Genomic DNA, 15,644 nt, shown 5'->3' with positions numbered 1-15,644 from the left:
GGGTCTCGCGTTTTGTCTGAGCTGGGGGCACTTCCGAACCCCCCCCCCCCCCCCCCCCCCCCCCCCCCCCCCCCCCCCCCCCCCCCGGCCCCCTGACAGGTTCCGGTGGCCGCCACCCGCGCAAAAAAAAGAAGAAAAGCGGTAGAGCCGACCATGGTCGGCGAGCGCAGCGGGCCGTTGGCGGGAACAATCCGCCGACCATGGGTCGGCGCTACCGAGGCCACCCCGCCCCGCCAGCCCAAACAGCCCTGCAGCCTTTGACGTTGATCTTGACGTTGCTTGAAGAGCAGGCGCCGGGCGCAGCCCGGCACACACACAACCTCAGCGCAGGGCGTCCAGCAACCGATCGGCATCGCCATCATTGGCGGCCGCCGGCACCTGCAACAGCCGCGCCAGCAGCGGATACACATCCACGTTGTCGAACGGGGCAATGACCTTGCCCTGCTTGAACGACGGGCCGCGCGCGATGAACACCGCACGCATCGAAGGCAGCGCGTTGTCATACCCGTGCGAGCCCCGATCCTCATGGCGGCGGCGCGCGATGCTTTCACGGCTGAGCGCATCCCAGCCCTCGTCCATCTGGCAGATGATCGACGGAATGCGCGGGTTGCTGCCGTAGTGCCAGCGTGCCGGCAGGTCCTGCTTGTTCCAGCACTGGTAGTGCGCGTGGCGGCCGAGCAGTGCACGTTCGGCGGCGGCCTGCTGCCCTTCCACCGGCTCGAAACCGATCGACTGGCCCGTGCTGATGGTGCGTGCCAGCCGCGGGTCCACCATGTCTTCGGTGGCGACCACGTGGCCCGGCGCCACCGCTGCCATGCCGTGGTCGGAGACCACCACCACGTTGGTGTCCGCGCTCAATCCATGCTGCTGCAGGCCATCCAGCAGGCGTCCCACCACGGCATCGGCCTGCTTGACCGCTGCGGTGTACTGCGCCGAATCCGGACCATGCCGGTGCCCGGCCTTGTCGACGGTTTCCAGGTACAGCGTAGCCAGCCGCGGTGCAGCGGCGTCGGTCTGCCGCAGCCACCCCAGCACGCTGTCAGCGCGGGCTTCCAGGGCGATGCTTTCATCGTAGCGGCGCCATTGGCTGGGCCGGATGCCCTTGATTTCCGCTTCGCTGCCCGGCCAGGACCAGGTCGCCGTGCGTACCCCGGCCTGCTCGGCGCTGACCCAGATCGGCTCGCCGCCCCACCACTCCACCCGCGTCACCGTCTCGGCCTCGCTCAGCTTGAAGCGGCCCAGTTCGGCCACGTCCATGCTGTTGTGGATGATGCCGTGATGGTCCGGACGCAGGCCGGTGACCAGGGTGTAATGGTTGGGGAAGGTCAGCGAGGGATACGACGGCGTCATCCATTCCGCGCGTACCCCGCCGTCGATGATGCGCTGCAGGTTCGGCGTGATGCCGCGGTCCAGCGCATCGGCGCGCAGGCCATCGATGGACACCAGCAGCATCTTGTGCGCGGGCTTTTCCTGCACCACGGCCGGGGGCGTGGTGGGCACGGTGGAATGGGGCGGGGCGGTGGTACAGGCAGCCAGCGGCAGGACAGCGGCCAGCATCCAGGCAAAGGGGCGTCGAGTCATCACGTCATTCTAAGGCGAGGCGATGACGCACCCAAGACACCCCATGTCACTGGCGTACGAACAACGCGCCATCCCCCTGTTCCAGGCGCAGCAGCGCGGCCTTGGTTTCCAGCCCGCCGCCGAAGCCGGTCAGCGCGCCATTGCGGCCGATAACCCGATGGCAGGGCAGCACGATCGGCAGCGGGTTGCGCCCGTTGGCTGCGCCCACTGCGCGGGTGGCGGTGGGCTGGCCAAGCAGGGTCGCCAGCTGCAGGTAGCTCCATGTCTGGCCGAATGGAATGTCGGCCAGCGCGTTCCAGACGCGCAGCTGGAACGGCGTGCCGCGGGGTGCCAGCGGCAGGTCGAAGTGGGTGCGCTCGCCGTGCAGGTAGGCCAGCAACTGCTCGCGTGCATCGTGCACCGTGGCCGGGTTGTGTATCCAGTGCCCGCGCCCCTTGGCATCGTGGCGGTTCTGCGGGAACAGGATGTGGGCGATGCCGTGCGCATCACCGGCCACGGTCAGTTCGCCGATCGGACTATCGAAACGATCGTAGTGCAGGGTCATGACGGAACTCCGGTAAACGGGGTGGACAGATGCCACAGGTGCAGCACGGCATACGCGCGCCACGGACGCCATGGCTGCGAGCGCTGCTCGGCCTGGCGCTCGGTCAGGCGTCTTTCGGGTGTGCCGAGCATCTGCTGCAGCACCAGGTCGCCGGCCGGGAAGGCATCGGGCTGGCCGAGCGCGCGCAGCGCGATGTACTGCGCGGTCCACGCGCCGATCCCGGGCAACGCCACGCAACGCTGTACGAATTCCTGCAACTGCTGGCCGGCGTTGAAATCGAGCTCACCGGCATCGCAGGCGCGTGCCAGCGCACGCAGGGTCGCCGCGCGCGTACGCGGCAGGCCGATCGATTCCAGGGGGGCGTCGGCAAGCCGTGCCGGTTGCGGGAACAGCCGGTCCAGCCCGTCCGGCATGCCCGGCAGCACCTGCCCGTACGCCTGCACCAGACGCCGTGCCAGCGTGGTCGCCGCGGCCACGCTGACCTGCTGCCCCAGCACCGCGCGCACCGCGACTTCGAAGCCCTCCCAGCCGCCCGGCACGCGCAGCCCCGGCCGCAGCGCGATGCCCTGCGCAAGCAGCGGGTCGCCCTGCAGGGTGGCGTGTACCTGGCGCAGGTCGGCATCCAGGTCGAACATATGCCGTACCCGCCGCACTACCTGCGGAATCTGCCGCGGGTCGACGCCGTCCAGCTGCAGCACCAGCTCGCTGCGGCGTGCGTCGGCATGCACCCGCAGCAGCGCGGGGCGCTCGGGCGGACCGATGACGCGTGCATAGCCGTCCTCTTCGATGCGCTCGATGCCGGGGATCATGCGTCGGCGCAGGAACTGCAGCATCAGGCCGAAATCAAGCGGCGGCCGGTAGCCCAATCGCAGGCGCAGGCCCTGGCCGGTCCGGGTTGCCACGCCGGGCAGGCGACGGATGGCGCTGGGTGGCATGCCGCAGCCGGCCAGGAAGGCGTCGTTGAATCGGCGCAGGCTGTTGAAGCCCGCAGCGAGCGCGACATCGGTGACCGGCAGGCGGGTTTCGGTCAGCAGCTGCTTGGCCTGCAGCAGGCGCTGGGTGGTGTGCAGCTGCAGCGGCGTCACCCCCAGCGCGGCCACGAACACGCGCTGCAGCTGGCGCGCGCCGACCCCGACCCGTTCGGCCAGGGCGGCCACGCTGGCGTCCTGCAGGAAGCCCGCGTGGATCAGATCGAGCGCGCGGCGGACCGTCTCCTGCTCCAGCCCCTGCTGGGCGACGGGCGACAGCTCTGGACGGCAGCGCAGGCACGGCCGGTAGCCCGCGGCTGCAGCGGTGGCCGCGTTGGCGTAGTAGGTCACATTGGACGGCTTCGGCGGCGGGGCCGGGCACACCGGCCGGCAATAGATGCCGGTGCTGCGCACGGCGGTGAAGAACGAGCCGTCAAAACGCGCGTCGCGTGCCAGGCGGGCGCGTTCGCAGGTGGCAGTGTCGAGGGCGGCGGTCGAGGACATGGCTACAGTCTAGGCCGCAGGGCAGGGCGGGGCTCGCCGTTTTCGGACATGGATGCCAGTGGCGGGTACGGATTCAGGGAGCGTTGTCGTCACACGCGGCGCAGGCTCTAGACTGGGGTCGTTTCCCCTTCCCGGTTCCAAGGTTCATGTCGCCCAGATGGTGCCTGCCCCTGCTATGCCTCGCCTTCGCCCTCGCTTCGTGCAGCAGGCTGGAGAACCCCGGCAACGTCACCGCCAACGAAGCGGCGACGCGCGCGCCCGGCGCCGATGGCGACCACATGGTATCGATCAACGTGGCCGACGCCCCGCGTCCTGTCGCGCCGCCTGCCGAGCGTACCGACCGTGCATGGCCGGCGGCATCACTGGAAAACGGCGAGGCCTGGATCAGCTGCAGCACCGACTACGCCAGCGAGGGTGACGGCGTAGCGCTGCCCGGCCTTGCGCGGGCCGAGATGGAGCAGGCGTTGCAGCCCTGCGTGGAGCGTGGCCTGCTGCGCGTCCGCTACAGCGGCAAGATCAACCCGGGATTCGCCGAACTGAGCTGGCGGCTGGCCGTGGTGGCCGAACAACTCGGCATCCACAAGCGCATCCTGGACCTGGATTCCAGCGGCGGCCAGGTGGAATCGGCGATCGTGGCCGGTGATGGCATCGGCGAATCGAACTGGACCATCTGGGTGCGCGAAGGGTCGGTCTGCCACAGCGCCTGCGTGTTCGTGCTGGCGGCCGGTGACAATCGCCTGGTATCGGGCAAGGTCGGCATCCATCGGATGATGCGGATCAGTTCGAAGGCCACCTCGCGCGCCGAACTCAACCGCGAACTGCACGAGGTGTACGACAACGTAAAGGACTACCTGCAGCGCAACGGCGTGGCAGTGGGCGTGGCCGACCTGATGATGACCGTGCCCAACCGCAGCCTGCGCCTGCTCAGCGCTGAAGAACTGCGCCAGTACGGCCTGGACGGCACCAACGCGGTGCAGGACGACCTGGAGCGGATCAAGCAGATGCGGGCCTGCGGCGATGACTTCGTACGCCGCAAGGATGCCTTCCTGGTGGCCTTCGACCAGCAGTGCAAGCGCGAAGGCGCGGAACTGGACGCGGTCAACACGTGTGGCCAGGCGCTGAAGAAAGACTACGGTTTCCCCGATGAGGTATGCCCGTCGGACAGCCCCTTGTCGGAGATCGATGTGGCGACCCTGCCCCCTGCGCCGGGAGCCTCCCCGGCTGCCGACGGTGCCGCACAGGGGAGCCTGGGAATGGATGCTTCCACGGCCGCAGGGCGGCAGCCCGCAGGCGCGCCGCCGGAGTCGTGAAACCGCCTCCTGCCGCTGGCGTAGACTGCGGGCAGTCCTCCTGAACAGGTAGCGTCCGATGAAGCGTTCGTTGATGGTGTTGTCCCTGCTGCTGCCGTTCGCCGCCGGGGCCCAGCAGCCCCAGCCGGCCGCGAAGGCCCCGCAGGCTGCCGCCGCGCCAGCCGCGCCGACTACCGCGCCGGCAGCAGCACGACCGGCTGCGCCGGCCCAGCAGCTCACCCCGGCCCAGCAGGCCCAGCTGGACAAGCAGAATGCCGAAATGAGTGCGGCCGCCCTGCAGGCCGTACGCCTGGTCGATGGCGGCCAGGCCGCACAACTGTGGGATGGCGCCTCGTCGGTGGCACGCAAGGCGGTTGCCCGCGATGCCTTCGCCAAGCAGGTCGCCGCTGATCGCGCCCGACTGGGTGCGCTGGTCGGCAGGGGCCAGCCGAGCATCAGCCGGGTCCGCTTCAATGCCGGCGCGGCGGTGCCTGAGGGCCTGTACCTCAACGTGACTTACCCGACCCGGTTCGAGAAGAGCGCCCAGCCGGTACGCGAACTGGTCAGCTTCCGCCTGGATGAGGACCGCGTCTGGCGCCTGGCCGGCTACAGCGTCCGCGCGCCGGGGACCTGAGCGATGGCCATCGAACTGCAGATGCTGGCCTGGGCCGGGGTGCTCGGGCTGGCGCAGGTGATGCTGGCCGCTGCGGCGGTCACCCGCGAACGCGGCACGCACTGGAACGCTTCAGCCCGCGATGGCCAGGCGCCGCCCCCCGGGCTGCTGGCGGGGCGACTGCAACGGGCGCAGGCCAACTTCCTGGAGACCTTCGCGGTGTTCGCCGCCGCTGCCATCGCAGTGGTGGTGGCGGGCAGGCAGGACGCCAGCACGGCGTTGGCGGTGCAGTTGTATTTCTGGGCACGACTGGCCTACGTGCCGTTGTATGCGGTCGGCATCCCTTACCTGCGCAGCCTGGCATGGCTGGTGTCGCTGGCCGGCATCCTGATGCTGCTGTGGGCGCTGTTGTGAACCGCCACCGCAGCGCCTGATCCAGATCAAGGCCCCGCGCGTGCCCGCATCGCTATGCTGCTGCTGGACATGAAATCGCGGGGAAGCAGCATGCGAATGACCGATGTGGTGGTGGTGGGCGCAGGCCCGGCCGGACTCTGCTTCGCCCGCGCGCTGGCAGGCAGTGGGTTGCAGGTCACGGTGGTGGAGCCGCAGCCGCGCCAGGCGCTGGCGGACGCAGCGTTCGACGGCCGCGAAATCGCCCTTACCCATGCCTCGCGCCGGGTCCTGCAGGACCTGCAGCTATGGCAACGGCTGCCTGCCGCGGAAATCGCCGAACTGCGGGAGGCACGGGTGCTGGATGGGCGCTCGCCGTTCGCACTGACCTTTGCCAGCGAGGGCCGCAGCGCCGATCCGCTGGGCTGGCTGGTGCCCAATCACCTGATCCGCCGCGCGGCGTGGGATGCCGTCCGTGACCAGCCCGGCCTGGAGCTGCTCGACGGACGCAGGGTGCAGGGCGTGCGTGCGGCGGACGGTGCCCAGCAGGTGCTGCTCGACGACGGCAGCAGCGTGCAGGCACGACTGATCGTGGCGGCTGACAGCCGGTTCTCTTCCACCCGGCGCATGCTGGGGATCGGTGCGCGCCTGCAGGACTTCGGCAAAACGATGCTGGTGTGCCGGATGCAGCTCGAGCGTGACCACCACCACACGGCGTGGGAATGGTTCGGCCATGGCCGCACCATGGCCCTGCTGCCGCTCAACGAAGGTCTGGCATCGGCGGTGGTCACCCTGCCGCCGCGGCAGGCCGAGGCGCTGCTGGCGATGGACGGGGCCGCGTTCGGTGAAGCGGTCAGCGGGTTCTTCGAGTACCGGCTGGGCCATATGCGCCCGGTCACCACGCCGCAGGCGTATCCGCTGGTGGGCGTGTATGCCGAACGCTTCATCGCCGCCGGTGCGGCGCTGATCGGCGATGCGGCCGTGGGCATGCATCCGGTGAGCGCGCACGGGTTCAACCTCGGCCTGGCCAGTCAACAGCGGCTCGCCCGGCTGGTCATCGCGCAACAGGCGCGGGGCGCGGACATCGCCGATGCACGCATGCTCGCGCGCTACCAGCGCGAGCACCGGCTGGCTTCCCGCGCGCTGTACGAGACCACCAACGCCATCGCCCGGGTCTATACCGATGATCGCGCGCCGGTGCGGCTGCTGCGCGCGGCCGGACTGCGCATCGCGCAGGGCGTGCGCCCGTTCCGCCGGCTGATCGCCAATCGTCTTACCCAGCCGGTGGCGGGGTAGGAGCCGGCCACGGACCCGGCAGCGCCGGGATTACCCGGCTTCGGGCGGCAGCGCCAGCACGCGGATCACGCTGTCATTGAATTCCACCTGCTGGCCTGCGCGGATCTTGCACGCCTTGCGCAGTTCGACGGCCCCATCGACCAGCACCAGGCCCTCGCTGATGGCCATCTTGGCTTCGCCGCCGCTGCTGACCAGGTCGGTCAGCTTGAGCAGCTGCTTCAGCTCGACGTACTCGCCGTCGAGGTCGAATTCGAGGATCTGCATGGGGTATTCCTGAGATGGATGGCGCCCATTGTGAGGCAGGCGCGGGGCCGGCGCACCGGGAGCGGCGGTCGCCGCGCCGGCGGCGATGACGCGCCGTGCACGTCGTTCATGCAAGGTGCTGTAAGCTATGCACTCGAAAAAGCGCCGGGGCACGCGTCAGAAGGGCGCCCTAAGCGCAAAATACCCCCCTTTTTTCGCCTGCCACGTTCGTGGCAGTGCCTTCGGAGTTCCCCATGTCCCAAGATACCCAAGCGCCGCTGCAGTTCGCGCAGCTCGGCCTTTCCGAGCCCGTGATGCAGGCGGTTGCCGCCGTCGGTTACGAAACCCCCTCGCCGATCCAGGCCGCCACCATCCCGGCGATGCTGGAAGGCCGCGACGTGCTGGGCCAGGCCCAGACCGGCACCGGCAAGACCGCCGCGTTCGCCCTGCCGGTACTGTCCAACATCGACCTGCAGCAGAGCAAGCCGCAGGCCCTGGTGCTGGCCCCGACCCGCGAACTGGCGATCCAGGTCGCCGAGGCCTTCCAGACCTATTCGTCGAAGATCCCCGGCTTCCGCGTGCTGCCGGTGTACGGCGGCCAGCCGTATGCCACCCAGTTGTCCGCGCTGCGTCGTGGCGTGCACATCGTGGTCGGTACCCCGGGCCGCGTCATCGACCATCTGAACCGCGGCACGCTGGACCTGTCCGAGCTGAAGACGCTGGTGCTGGACGAAGCCGATGAAATGCTGCGCATGGGCTTCATCGACGACGTCGAAGCGGTGCTGAAGAAGCTGCCGGAGAAGCGCCAGGTGGCGCTGTTCTCGGCCACCATGCCGCCGGCCATCCGTCGCATCGCCCAGACCTACCTGAAGGATCCGGCCGAGGTCACCATCGTCAACAAGACGACCACCTCGGCGAACATCCGCCAGCGTTACTGGTGGGTGAGCGGCATGCACAAGCTGGATGCGCTGACCCGCATCCTGGAAGTCGAGCCGTTCGATGCGATGATCATCTTCGCCCGCACCAAGGCCGGCACCGAAGAACTGGCCGGCAAGCTGCAGGCCCGCGGCCTGGCCGCCGCCGCCATCAACGGCGACATGCAGCAGGCCCAGCGTGAGCGCACCATCGCGATGCTGAAGGAAGGCAAGCTGGATATCCTGGTCGCCACCGACGTGGCCGCGCGCGGCCTGGACGTGGAGCGCATCAGCCACGTGCTGAACTACGACATCCCGTACGACACCGAAAGCTATGTACACCGCATCGGCCGTACCGGTCGTGCCGGCCGCAGCGGCGAAGCGATCCTGTTCGCCACCCCGCGCGAGAAGGGCATGCTGCGCCAGATCGAGCGCGCCACCCGCCAGCCGATCGAAGAAATGCAGCTGCCCAGCGTGGAAGCGGTCAACGACAACCGCGTCAACAAGTTCACCGCGCGCATCAGCGAAACGCTGGGCCAGGGCGGCCTGGACTTCTACCGGCAGCTGCTGGAGCGCTTCGAAGGCGAGAACAACGTGCCGGCGATCGACATCGCGGCCGCGCTGGCCAAGATGATGCAGGGTGACACCCCGTTCCTGCTGCAGCCGCCGGTACGCGCCCCCCGCGAAGAGCGTGCCCCGCGCGAGCGGTTCGAGCGCACCGACCGTCCGGAGCGCAACGATCGCTTCGAACGGGGCGAGCGCCCGAAGTTCGACCGCGCCCCGCGCGCCGAAGGCGAAGGCTTCCAGGAGCGTCCGCGCCGTGAGATGCCGCCGCGCGGTGCACCGGAGCAGGGCATGGAGACCTTCCGCATCGAAGTGGGCCACCAGCATGGCGTGAAGCCGGCCAACATCGTCGGCGCCATCGCCAACGAAGCCGGGCTGGAAAGCCGCTTCATCGGTCGCATCGACATCCACGACGGTTTCTCGGTGCTGGACCTGCCGATCGACATGCCGCAGGACGTACTGACCCATCTGAAGAAAGTGTGGGTGTCCGGCCAGCAGCTCAACATGCGCCGCGTGGAGCCGGGTGAAGACATCAGCCAGGCACCGCGTGCGCCGTCCAAGCCGCGCTTCGACAAGGGCGGTCCGCGCCGCAGCGGTCCGGGCGCGCCGGGTGGCAATGATCGTCCGCCGCGCCGCGATGGCTTCAAGCCGCGTGGTCCGCGCAACGTCTGATCCGCGCGTGATCCGATGAATGCAACGCCAGCCCCCGGGCTGGCGTTTTTTTTGACCCGGGACAGGCATCCGGCCAGCGACGGGCGGTCTGCCGGGATGCAGACAGCGCCGATTCCAGCGTGCATGATGCGCAGGCAGCAAGCAGGATCTACCACGGATTCGGGGTTCCAGGTATGGCTGAGGCCGGTGCGGGAATGCGGCAGCGTGCAAAGGCGCGCGGCCTGACACTGCGCTTTGCGCTGCTCACCGGCATGGCGGTCGGCCTGGTGGGCATCTCCGCGCTCATCCAGGAACTGCAGGCGGCCTCTACCGCCTGGATCGTCGGCCAGAGCCACTGGTCGCGCGCCCAGCAGCAGGCGGTCGCCTCGCTGCACCGGTATCTGGAAAGCGGCCACGCGACGGATCTGCAGCAGGCACGTATGCAGCTCGACGTGCCGCTGGCTGATCTGCAGGCGCGTCAGGCGCTGGAGCGGCAGCCGCCGGATACCAACGCGGCCCGCGCGGCGTTCCTGCGCGGTGGAAATGCGCGCGGCGATGTGAACCGGCTGATCCTGTCCTATCGCTATGGGCGCGACCTTGCCTATTTCCGCGAGGCCTCGCAGCTGTGGCGGGAAACCGATTCGCCGCTGCTGGAAATTTCCGCGATCAGCAACGAACTGGAGCAGCGGCTGTCCGGCGGGGCCATCCCGGCCCAGGACGCAGTGCGGTATGGGCGGCGGCTGCAGCAACTGGACCTGCAACTGCAGGACACGGCGCGCCGATTCTCGCTGGCGCTGGTGAACATGTCCGCGCTGGTGCGCATGACCACCCTCGTCGTTGGCGCGCTGTCGGTGGTGGCGATCGCGATCGTGGCGGTGCTGCTGGCGCGGCGTGTACGCATCGACCTGATGGAACAGGAGACGCGCTTCCGGGCAGCCTTCTACCAGGCCAGCGTGGGCATGCTGAAGATCGACAGCGGCGGCGGCCTGATGGAGGTCAACCAGGCTTTGTCCGACCTGCTGCAGCGATCACGTGAGCAGCTGGTGCACATGCACCTGCGCCAGCTGCTGGCCGAAGGAGAGCTGGTGCTGGACGACGAAGGGGAGATCGACTGGCCCCGTCAGCTGGAGGCTGGCGAGCTGCGCTTCCTGCGCGCCGATGGCAGCCTGATGTGGGGGCGTTGGAGCGGCACCGCCGTCCACCGGGGCAAGCAGGGCACGTCGATCTTCGCCATCGTCGACGATGTCACCCAGAACCACGTGCTGGCCCGGCAGGTGCAGCACCACGCCAGTCACGATGTGCTGACCGGCCTGATCAACCGCCGCGAGATCGAGCGGCAGCTTGAACTGGCGTTGCAGCAGGTGCGCGACGAAGGCGGCGTGCATGCGCTGTGCCATCTCAACCTGGACCACTTCAAGCTGGTCAACGAAGCGGTCGGACACGCGGCAGGTGACCAGATGCTGCGGGCCTTCGCCGAACACCTCAAGGGGGCGGTGCGCGAAGGGGACTGGGTCGGCCGGCTGGGAGCGGACGAGTTCGCGGTGTTTCTCGCACGCGCGGGCCAGGAGGAGGCACGGCGGGTACTGCAGCGGGTGATCCGCACGCTGGGCCAGGCCAGCATCCAGTTGGGCGATGACACGCTGAAGATCAGCTGCAGCGTGGGCGTGGTCGAAGTGCGCGCCGATACGCCGGACGTGAACTGGTTGATGGGCGCCGCCGACAGCGCCTGCTACGCCGCCAAGCAGGGCGGGCGCAACCGGGTGCACTGTTTCAACGAAGACCGGCTGGCGCTGGATGAGCACCGCGGTGAGGCCGAGCGGCTGCGTCGGGTCAGCCACGCCATCGCCGACGGCCGGATGCTGCTGTATGCACAGCGCATAGCCACCGTCGGCGACCCGGACTACCTGCATTACGAAGTGCTGGTGCGCATGCGCGACGAGCAGGGCGTGCTGCATGGTCCGGGCGAGTTCATTGGCGCTGTTGAACGCTATGGCATGGGGATGTCGCTGGACCGCTGCGTGCTGTCGATGCTGTTCCGCCACCTGCAGGTCTGTCCGGCGCACGTGGCGCGGCTGGGCCTGTGCAACGTCAACGTCTCGGCGCAGTCGATCGCCGATCCGGGTTTCCTGACCTTCGTCAACGACCTGCTGGAACGCAACCGCACGCTGGCCAAGCGGCTGTGCTTCGAGATCACCGAAACGGCGGTGATCAGCAACCTGGCGCAGGCGCGGGAATTCATCGATGCAGTGAAGGCGCGTGGCTGCCGCATCGCGCTGGATGACTTCGGCTCGGGGCTTTCCTCGTTTGCTTACCTTCGGCAGCTGTCAGCGGACCTGCTGAAGATCGACGGGACCTTCGTGCGCGACATGCAGACCGACCCGGTCAGCCGTGCCACCGTGCGCGCCATCGCCGCGCTGGGGCGCGAACTGCAGCTGGAGGTCATCGCCGAATGGGTGGAAACCGAAGAGCAGGCGGCGCAGCTGGTGGAGATGGGCGTGCAGGGTTTGCAGGGCTATGCGATCGAACGTCCGCAGCCGCTGGAGCGGAGCACCCAGACCGCCCTGCATCCGGTGCGCCACGACAGGCAGGGGAAGTGGTTGGGTAGCCGTTGAAGCGCGCTGGCACGGCGCGCGGCGCTCGTCCGGCGTGAAATCGGCCGGGCTGCGATAATCTGCCGACACGGATGACGAGCAGGTGGGTGTTGCGTGGGGAGCACGATGGGACGGTCGGGCCGCTGGACCAGGGGAAGGTGGGTGCTGGCGGCAGTGCTGTTTTCCAGCCTGCTGGCGTCGTGCAATGCAGCCGCCGTGCCGCAGCCGGTGCGCGACTACCTGCTGCTGGGTAGGGCGACCGACGAGCCGACGCCGCATCGTGCCTGCGCACCCTACATGCTGCACGGGCAGCGGCAGCGACTGGATATTCCCGCCCCGGAAGGCGGATGGTCGGGCCAGCCGCAGGCGCTGGATATCTTCAATGTCTACGCAGGCGAAGTGTCGATCCGCCACGGCGGCCGCGAGATCTGCGGCAACATGGGCGATGCGCGTACGCGTGATTCGCGGTTCCGCGCGGGCATCGGCATGGTGACCGTGCCGCGTGCCGGAAGCCGCGAACCGATCCATGTGTCCTGGGCCACGCCGCTGAAGGAACGCTGGGGGCCGACGCTGCGACTCGGCGCGCCCAGTCCGGTACAGCAGCGTGATACGGCGCGGTTGCTGGTGCGTACCGCCTGCGTCGCGGTGGCGTTGGCGCTGGCGTTGTCGGCGCTGATGGGGTTCCTGACCTCCCGGGACCGCATCTTCCTGCTGTACATCGCTGCCTGCGCGGTGTTCGTGCTGTGGCAGGCGGTGCTGGGCGGGCTGAGCGGCTATCCCGAACCGTGGTTCCCGGTCGGCGTGGACAGCGCCTGGTGGCTGGTTGGCCTGACCGCCTGCGCACAGGCCGTGCTGCTGCCGATGTTGTGGCGACTCAACGCCGGGGACCGCGCCTGGCCGCGTTCGCGTAGCGTGGTCGCGGCCGTGGGCTGCGCCTTGTTCGCGGTGGCGCTGCTGGTGCCCTGGATGGACTGGACGCTGCTGGGCTGGACGTCGGATGTGCTGGAGGCGGCCCATTTCACCGGCTGCGTGGCGGCCCTGCTGGCGGGGGTATGGGCGTGGTCGCGCAATGACCGCTGGGCCAGTATCGGGTTGGTCGCGCTGGCACCGTTCCTGGTGATGATCGTGGCCGACCTGGCGCGCGCCCAGTGGTTGCTGGCCCACCGTGTCGAAGCCCTGCAGCTGGCGGTGACCTGGCTGCTGATGATGGCCGCCTATGCGCTCAACCAGCGCCTGGGCAACCTGCGCGAACAACGTGACGAGATGCGCCAGCTGGCCGACACCGATTACCTGACCGGCCTGCCCAACCGGCGCGCCGGGCTGCGCGAGCTGGGCGTGCAGATCGAACGCGCACGGGCCGAGGGCGCACCGCTGGTGATCGGTTTCCTGGACATCGACCTGTTCAAGGAAATCAACGATCGCCACGGCCACGATACCGGCGATGCGGTACTGCAGGCGGTCGCCGGGGCCCTGCGCGGCGCCCTGCGGGGCCGTGACGAGGTGTTCCGGATGGGCGGGGAAGAGTTCCTGCTGTTGTTGCCGGGAGCCCCGCGCGAAGTCGCCGCGGCACGGTTGCAGCAGGTGGGACGCAGGATCACCGAGGCCGGGGTGGCGCTGCAGGTGGATGGCCTGGCACTGACTGCGAGCATCGGCCTGGCCCAGTGGCGGCCCGACCATGACGACCTGGCCGGACTGCTGCGCCGGGCAGACCACGCCATGTATGGGGCCAAGCGCGCCGGGCGTGACCAGGTGATGGATGGTGAGCAGCTGGACGCGGTGCGTCCGCTATGAACGGATGCCGTGGGCGCGACAAATGCCGGATAATGGGGACATGACCATCCGCATCAACAAATACATCGCCGAGACCGGCTTCTGCTCCCGTCGCGAGGCCGACCGGCTGATCAGCGAACGCCGCGTCACTGTCAATGGACGTCCCGCCGGTACCGGCGCGGTGGTCGGCGAGGAGGACAAGGTGCTGGTCGACGGCCAGCCCCTGCGCGCCCGCCAGGCCAGCCGTCCGGGCGGCCGCCGCCACGTCTACATCGTGCTCAACAAGCCGGTCGGGGTGACCTGCACCACCGAAAGTTCGGTGAAGGGAAACATCGTCGAGTTCGTCGGGCACGAGCAGCGCATCTTCCCGATCGGGCGACTGGACAAGGATTCCGAAGGGCTGATCCTGATGACCAGCAACGGCGATATCGTCAACCAGATACTGCGCGCGGAAAACGGCCACCAGAAGGAGTACCTGGTGGCGGTGAACAAGCCGGTGACCGACGAGTTCCTGCGCGCGATGGCGCGTGGTGTGCGCATCCACGACCAGATGACCCTGCCGTGCCGTACCTCGCGCATCGCCAAGTTCGGGTTCCGCATCACCCTGCAGCAGGGCCTGAACCGGCAGATCCGCCTGATGGCGGCCGAATTCGGTTTCCGGGTGACCCAGCTGCGTCGCGTACGCATCGACAACATCAAGATCGGCGCGCTCAAGCCGGGCCAGTGGCGCAACCTCAGCGAGCCGGAACTGCGCGGGCTGCTGCCGGGGCAGGTCGACTGGTAGTCGGGTCAGATCAGTTCGGGGTGCTGGACGGGGCGACGACGGTTGAGCAGGGGATGCAGGAAGACCGCCCCGACGATGACGGCGACGCCGACGTAGAACCAGCCCGCCACTTCGTGCTGCTCACGCAGCAGCACCACCGCCAGGATCACCGCGTACACCGGCTCCAGGTTGGTCACCAGCTGCACGGTGTAGGCGCTGAGGTGGCGCAGCGCGACCAGCGCCAGCGCGAACGGCAGCAGGGTACAGAATCCGGCCAGCACCAGCAGCAGGATGCCGTCGTGCAGGTCCGGCAGCACCCACAGCGGGCTGGCCAGGGCGGGCAGCAGGAACGGCATCAACGGTGCCAGCAGGGTCAGGGTCAGCGTGCCGGCGCCCAGTTCCAGCGCGGTGACCGTCAGTGGATCGGCATGGCTGACCATGCGTTTGTTGAGTGAACCGAACACCGCCACCAGCAGCGCCGACATCGCCCCGACCAGCACGCCCAGGCGCATCCCCTCCGGTACCCCGCCGACCACCAGCGCCACGCCGGGCAGCACCGCGAGGCCGAACAGCAGTTCGCGCAGCTGGAACGGCCGCTTGGCCACCCACGGTTCGATGATGGAGGTGAACACCGGCGCCAGCGCGATGCAGGTAGCGGCGACCGAGGCATTGGCAAGCTTCACCGCGCCGTAGAACGTCAGCCAGTGCAGTGCGACCAGCGCGCCGATGCCGGAGTACGCCGTGACCACCCGCCAGGGCATGGTGCGCAGGCCCCGCCACACCCGCGGCAGCAGCGCCAGCATGGCCACCACCAGCAGCATGCGCCACCACACCAGCGGCAGCGCTGGCAGGGTGATCAGCTTGCCAAGGATGGCGGTGATGCCCCACAGCAGCACGCAGAAATGGATCTGGAGAAGGGCTTTGCGGGTATCGGGGCTGCTCATCGCGGTATTGTGCGGCAAG

At 68.8% G+C, this 15,644-nt stretch carries 13 protein-coding genes; 8 read left to right on the top strand and 5 right to left on the bottom strand.

Annotated elements, in window-relative coordinates:
• Positions 1 to 321 precede the first annotated feature (321 nt).
• Genes ABE522_RS14115 through ABE522_RS14105 form a run of 3 tightly spaced genes read right to left on the bottom strand, consistent with a single transcriptional unit; the run spans position 322 to position 3,597 of the window.
• Complete coding sequence (locus ABE522_RS14115) at positions 322 to 1,581, bottom strand: alkaline phosphatase family protein (protein WP_346592233.1); 1,260 nt, start codon at positions 1,579 to 1,581, stop codon at positions 322 to 324.
• A 46-nt stretch (positions 1,582 to 1,627) separates the two neighbouring features.
• Positions 1,628 to 2,125: a methylated-DNA--[protein]-cysteine S-methyltransferase gene (locus ABE522_RS14110; protein ID WP_101099926.1), complete on the bottom strand. Its 498-nt coding sequence runs from the start codon at positions 2,123 to 2,125 to the stop codon at positions 1,628 to 1,630.
• Positions 2,122 to 3,597, bottom strand: a complete 1,476-nt coding sequence (locus ABE522_RS14105; protein ID WP_346592232.1) for an AlkA N-terminal domain-containing protein — start codon at positions 3,595 to 3,597, stop codon at positions 2,122 to 2,124. The genes ABE522_RS14110 and ABE522_RS14105 overlap by 4 nt, the downstream gene beginning before the upstream one ends.
• A 146-nt stretch (positions 3,598 to 3,743) precedes the next feature.
• On the opposite strand from ABE522_RS14105, the gene ABE522_RS14100 reads away from it, so the two are divergent.
• The 4 genes from ABE522_RS14100 to ubiM all read left to right on the top strand — a co-directional run bounded on the left by ABE522_RS14100 (position 3,744) and on the right by ubiM (position 7,185).
• Positions 3,744 to 4,907 carry a COG3904 family protein gene (locus ABE522_RS14100; RefSeq protein WP_346592231.1) on the top strand — a complete coding sequence of 388 codons (1,164 nt, stop codon included), beginning with the start codon at positions 3,744 to 3,746 and terminating at the stop codon, positions 4,905 to 4,907.
• Between the two features lie 58 nt (positions 4,908 to 4,965).
• Entirely contained in the window at positions 4,966 to 5,520 is a 555-nt protein-coding gene (locus ABE522_RS14095; protein WP_346592230.1) for a DUF4019 domain-containing protein, read from the top strand.
• Positions 5,521 to 5,523: 3 nt separating this feature from the next.
• Positions 5,524 to 5,913 (top strand): MAPEG family protein, encoded by a 390-nt coding sequence (locus ABE522_RS14090; protein WP_346592229.1) that lies wholly within the window; start codon positions 5,524 to 5,526, stop codon positions 5,911 to 5,913.
• Positions 5,914 to 6,003: 90 nt separating this feature from the next.
• Complete coding sequence (gene ubiM, locus ABE522_RS14085; RefSeq protein WP_346592228.1) at positions 6,004 to 7,185, top strand: 5-demethoxyubiquinol-8 5-hydroxylase UbiM; 1,182 nt, start codon at positions 6,004 to 6,006, stop codon at positions 7,183 to 7,185.
• A gap of 30 nt (positions 7,186 to 7,215) precedes the next feature.
• Here the strand turns inward: ubiM and ABE522_RS14080 are convergent, their stop codons facing one another.
• Complete coding sequence (locus tag ABE522_RS14080) at positions 7,216 to 7,449, bottom strand: RNA-binding S4 domain-containing protein (RefSeq protein ID WP_101099930.1); 234 nt, start codon at positions 7,447 to 7,449, stop codon at positions 7,216 to 7,218.
• 233 nt (positions 7,450 to 7,682) lie between these two features.
• Between ABE522_RS14080 and ABE522_RS14075 the strand changes: the two genes are divergently transcribed.
• The 4 genes from ABE522_RS14075 to ABE522_RS14060 all read left to right on the top strand — a co-directional run bounded on the left by ABE522_RS14075 (position 7,683) and on the right by ABE522_RS14060 (position 14,702).
• Positions 7,683 to 9,578, top strand: coding sequence for a DEAD/DEAH box helicase (locus ABE522_RS14075; RefSeq protein WP_346592227.1), 1,896 nt, complete (start codon positions 7,683 to 7,685; stop codon positions 9,576 to 9,578).
• Between the two features lie 173 nt (positions 9,579 to 9,751).
• Complete coding sequence (locus tag ABE522_RS14070) at positions 9,752 to 12,169, top strand: putative bifunctional diguanylate cyclase/phosphodiesterase (protein WP_406846364.1); 2,418 nt, start codon at positions 9,752 to 9,754, stop codon at positions 12,167 to 12,169.
• Positions 12,170 to 12,274: 105 nt separating this feature from the next.
• The gene (locus tag ABE522_RS14065; protein WP_406846363.1) at positions 12,275 to 13,939 is read left to right on the top strand and encodes a GGDEF domain-containing protein; all 1,665 of its coding nucleotides are present in this window, start codon (positions 12,275 to 12,277) and stop codon (positions 13,937 to 13,939) included.
• Between the two features lie 40 nt (positions 13,940 to 13,979).
• Positions 13,980 to 14,702 carry a pseudouridine synthase gene (locus ABE522_RS14060; protein WP_101100116.1) on the top strand — a complete coding sequence of 241 codons (723 nt, stop codon included), beginning with the start codon at positions 13,980 to 13,982 and terminating at the stop codon, positions 14,700 to 14,702.
• Between the two features lie 5 nt (positions 14,703 to 14,707).
• On the opposite strand, the gene ABE522_RS14055 is transcribed toward ABE522_RS14060, so the two are convergent.
• Positions 14,708 to 15,625: a DMT family transporter gene (locus ABE522_RS14055; RefSeq protein ID WP_346592224.1), complete on the bottom strand. Its 918-nt coding sequence runs from the start codon at positions 15,623 to 15,625 to the stop codon at positions 14,708 to 14,710.
• Between the last annotated feature and the right edge of the window lie 19 nt (positions 15,626 to 15,644).

This window comes from Stenotrophomonas lacuserhaii (assembly GCF_039674585.1).
Taxonomy (GTDB): Bacteria; Pseudomonadota; Gammaproteobacteria; order Xanthomonadales; family Xanthomonadaceae; genus Stenotrophomonas; species Stenotrophomonas pennii_A.
The sequence above is the reverse complement of the archived record's forward strand: the minus strand, read 5'-3'. Positions and strand labels throughout refer to the sequence as shown.